The sequence below is a fragment of the Thermogutta sp. genome (genome assembly GCF_014359955.1).
In the GTDB taxonomy this organism is placed as follows: Bacteria; Planctomycetota; Planctomycetia; order Pirellulales; family Thermoguttaceae; genus Thermogutta.
The window spans coordinates 1-3711 of the sequence record NZ_JACIYL010000446.1 but is presented as its reverse complement, the minus strand read 5'-3'; the positions used below and the strand labels follow the sequence as shown (position 1 = coordinate 3711).

The 3711-nt window shown below is 59.3% G+C and carries 3 protein-coding genes; 1 reads left to right on the top strand and 2 read right to left on the bottom strand.

Going from position 1 to position 3711, the window contains the following annotated elements:
• The coding region (locus tag H5U08_RS12795) for a GspE/PulE family protein (RefSeq protein ID WP_297033674.1) at positions 1-1173 on the bottom strand (1173 nt) is incomplete at its 3' end.
• A 502-nt stretch (positions 1174-1675) separates the two neighbouring features.
• Between H5U08_RS12795 and H5U08_RS12790 the strand changes: the two genes are divergently transcribed.
• Positions 1676-2824 (top strand): hypothetical protein, encoded by a 1149-nt coding sequence (locus tag H5U08_RS12790; protein ID WP_297033671.1) that lies wholly within the window; start codon positions 1676-1678, stop codon positions 2822-2824.
• A 114-nt stretch (positions 2825-2938) separates the two neighbouring features.
• Here H5U08_RS12790 and rpiB read toward each other — a convergent pair whose 3' ends face one another.
• Positions 2939-3391 carry a ribose 5-phosphate isomerase B gene (gene rpiB, locus H5U08_RS12785; RefSeq protein WP_297033668.1) on the bottom strand — a complete coding sequence of 151 codons (453 nt, stop codon included), beginning with the start codon at positions 3389-3391 and terminating at the stop codon, positions 2939-2941.
• Positions 3392-3711 lie beyond the last annotated feature (320 nt).

Genomic DNA, 3711 nt, shown 5'->3' with positions numbered 1-3711 from the left:
TTCCACGGGCGTCGTCCGCCCTTCTTTGACGGCCTGCACAGCCGAGTCCCAGAGCGAAACCATCCCCTGTTCCAGGGCCAATTTCTCCAGCGTCACAACATCAACGCACTCGAGTACCGCCCGAGCTATTCTCTCGTCTTGAAGGAGCAAGATCTCGGCAATGGAAAATCGGTTTGTGTAACCGGTATTGCGGCATTCTGGACAGCCCCGGGCAACCCGCACGCGCTCGACCGGCAACCCCAATGCCGCTTGGGGGTCGTCCGTCCACTCGCTGCACGTACACACCTGGCGGAGCAGCCGCTGAGAAAGGACCGCCAGAACGCCGCTGCGGATGAGGTAGGGCTCAATACCCATATCGAGAAGTCGGCCCACAGACTCCGCAGCCCCGCCTGCATGAAAAGTGCTCAAAATGAGATGCCCCGTGAGAGAAGCCTCCACCGCCGCCTCAGCCGTGGCGCGATCACGTATCTCCCCGACCGCCACAACCTCCGGGTCCTGACGCATCAGATAACGCAGGGCCGCACTGAGATCCAGCCCCACACGCGGTTCCACCTGGCTCTGGATGACACCGGGAATGGCCACTTCAATGGGATCCTCGATCGTAATGATGCTCCGCGGAATTTCCTCCTGCACCAGTTCCCGTAAACAGGCATACATTGTGGTGGTCTTGCCGCTACCGGCGGGACCGGTCATGAAGATCGCTCCCGAGGTTTCCCGCAATAACTTTTTCAACAACTCCGTGATGCGCTCCGGAAATCCGAGGTCGTCGAGCAGTTTGAATCGGGTCTCCTCGGGGAAAAATCGGGCTACAACGCGTTCGCCGTAAAGAGAGGGAAAGGTGCTGATACGAACTTCCGGCCCTCCCACCGGTCGGCGTATTCGGCCTTCCTGCGGGATGTCGCTCCGGTAGGTCAGCAGATCAGCCAAAACTTTCATTCGCGTGATGACCTTCCGCTGCGCGAAGGCCGGCAGTGTCCCCGCCCGGTGGAGAACCCCGTCGACACGGACACGGACCTCCAGTCCGTCCTCCAGGGGATTGAGGTGGAGATCGCTCGCGTCAAGCTCCCCAGCCCATTTCAAGAGCTCGTCCACGACTCGGACCGCGAATTCCGAATCCGATTCCTTACACAGTGCCAGGATATCTTCGAAGCGGGGAAACGCCGTTTCCGCCATGGCCGATCTCCTCCACCACATGAATCCGCGCACGCTGCCATACACCGGTACCCCTAGAATACAACGAACAGCTTTCCGGGCCTACGGGTGGGGATGGGTTTGGTCGCAGGCTGGCTGGGACCCGCAATCGGCGCGGACAGACCACGCCATCCAGTTTATCCGGCAACCCACGCGATGTTTGGGAACAGGGGGTTTTGTTCTGCGGATGAACCGCGGGCGGCCACTTTTCAGTGCGTTCCAATCCGAACGTGGCAACCCGACAATCATCCCGGCGGGATTGAAAAAGGGCGTTGGATTCCATTGGCCACAGCGGGCGGAGTGGCAACTTCTCCAACCGGATGGTTTGGCGACGGAAACGATCCCGCGGCAAAAAGTGGCTGGCGTGTTTCCCGCGTTCGGATTACCAGAAAGGAGCACGGGAGGTTATACTCAAATGGTGAGTCAGTGGTAAGCGATGGTCATGCCCATGGTGGCAAAGTTTTTGCGTGGAGGCGGTGCGAGGATGGCCAGTTCCGATCAAACAACTCCTCGGCGAGAAGACGAGCCCCAATCTTTCGCGGACGAGCAGTCGTCTCAGAACGAAACCTCCCGTGAGCCTGAGGTTTTCGACTTCACCGAGGCGGGCAGCGAAACAGGTTCTGATACCTCGATACTAAAAAACCCGGAAACGCCAGAGGAATCGCCGGCGGAGGCGGGTTCTTCCTCCGAGGCGGCAAAAACGAGTGACTCCGCTGGCCCGCAGGAGATTGAGGAATCATCTCCTGAAGCCGCTGAAAGCCCTGAGGCCGTCGAGGATCAGGTCTTTGAATTGCCCGAGGACGAGTTGCTCGATCTGCCTACCTCCAAAGATTATCGGCTGGTCTCCACCACCGATCGGCCAGATGACGTGACGCAAGAGCAAACCCGACAGCCCGCCGACGAGTTGAATGAAAGCTCCGCAGAAGGGGAGACTTCCGCAACTGCCGTAACGGAGGCGACTTCCGAACCTGAAGAGTACCGGGACGTTCTGCCGTCTGAGGAAGCAACGTCCGAGGAAACCGCGACCACCTGCGAGTCCGCTGAAGCCGCGCCACCATCGACCGAAGAAGGCAGCGCTGGGGAAGAACAGGCTGAGGAGGAAACAGAAGACGAGGTCCTTTTGGTCAGATTGCCAGACACCGACCGGTGGGTGCCCCTCAGTGAGTTGGTCGTCCAGCAAACCGGCGAACCGTTGGGGCTGGCAGCCGCGCGGTGGATCACCCGACTGTACCTCAAATCCCTCCGTTCAGAGGACCAGGCCGCCGCCGATTTCGAGGCGATCACAGGCTCTCTGGACAGCGAAACGTCCGGAGAGACCGTGGCTTTTCCGAAGCTGGAAACAGACGAAAAGCAGCTCGATTACCGCGAGCGGGTGCGGAAATCCAGGCCACAGAAATCACTGCTGGGAGAAATTGTGGGCATTGTGCTCGGTGGAATCGGGGGATTGCTCATCGCTTATTACGCCCTCAACTTTTTCGGCGGAAAGCAATACGATTTTGCCAACATTCCCCTCCCCGGCATTCCTCACACCTATCACCACGCACCCGCCTGGATGAAGTCCTGGCTCAACGGACTCTCAGCCGGTGCTGAAAAATCTGGGGAAAATACCTCCTCGGATGCGTCGCAACTGTGAGCCGGCTCAGGCGGGATCATCCCCACCGAGCGGGCTTCCGGGAATGCCTGCCTCCGGTACCGCCGAGAACGGGTTGAGGGATATGACGCGCGGAGGTGAACGTCCGTCGTCTGTCTAGCAGTGTCGCCGCGCCATCTCCAACCGCGCGACCTTGTTCAGTCGCCGGGCATGCCGACCTCCTTCAAACTCCGTGCGAAGCCAGATTTCCACGAGTCGGTCGGCCAGCGATTCGGTCAAAAAGTCGGCAGGCAGGCAGAGGACGTTGAGGTCGTTATGTCGCCGTCCCATCTCAACACTCAGCTCGTCAAAGCATGGTGCGGCCCGAACGCCGGGAAACTTATTGGCCACGATCGCCATTCCCACGCCGGTCCCGCAAATGAGGATGCCCCGGTCCACATCCTGGCACGCTACGCGGCGAGCCACCTCGGCCCCAACCTCGGGGTAGTCCACGCCGTTGTTTGAATCCACACCGACGTCCACCACTTCCTGCCCAAGATGATGCAGAAAGACAATCAATCGGTGCCGTAATGTAGAGCCGCGATGGTCACTGCCGATCGCGATACGCATTGCTCCTCTCCCTTGCCATGGCCCCTTGGAACCGGGCTCCACAATTGCCATGTTGCTTCTACGCCCCGACGCCCGGCGGCGTTCAACGAAAGCGCGAGGCTCATCTGAAAGGATGTGTCATCAGTGCAACAGAAGCGAAACGACATTTGATCCAACCAACTTTCTGATTATACCACGCCACAATCCGAGAGGCGTCGAAAAAACCGTGACACACCGCCCACCCGTTTCCACGTGGAAATCAATTATGGGCCGGGTTTTCTGTCCCTTACGGCCGTCTTTTTTCTAGACAAGCGTTCCCCACTCCGGGGTTCGGCAGTGTG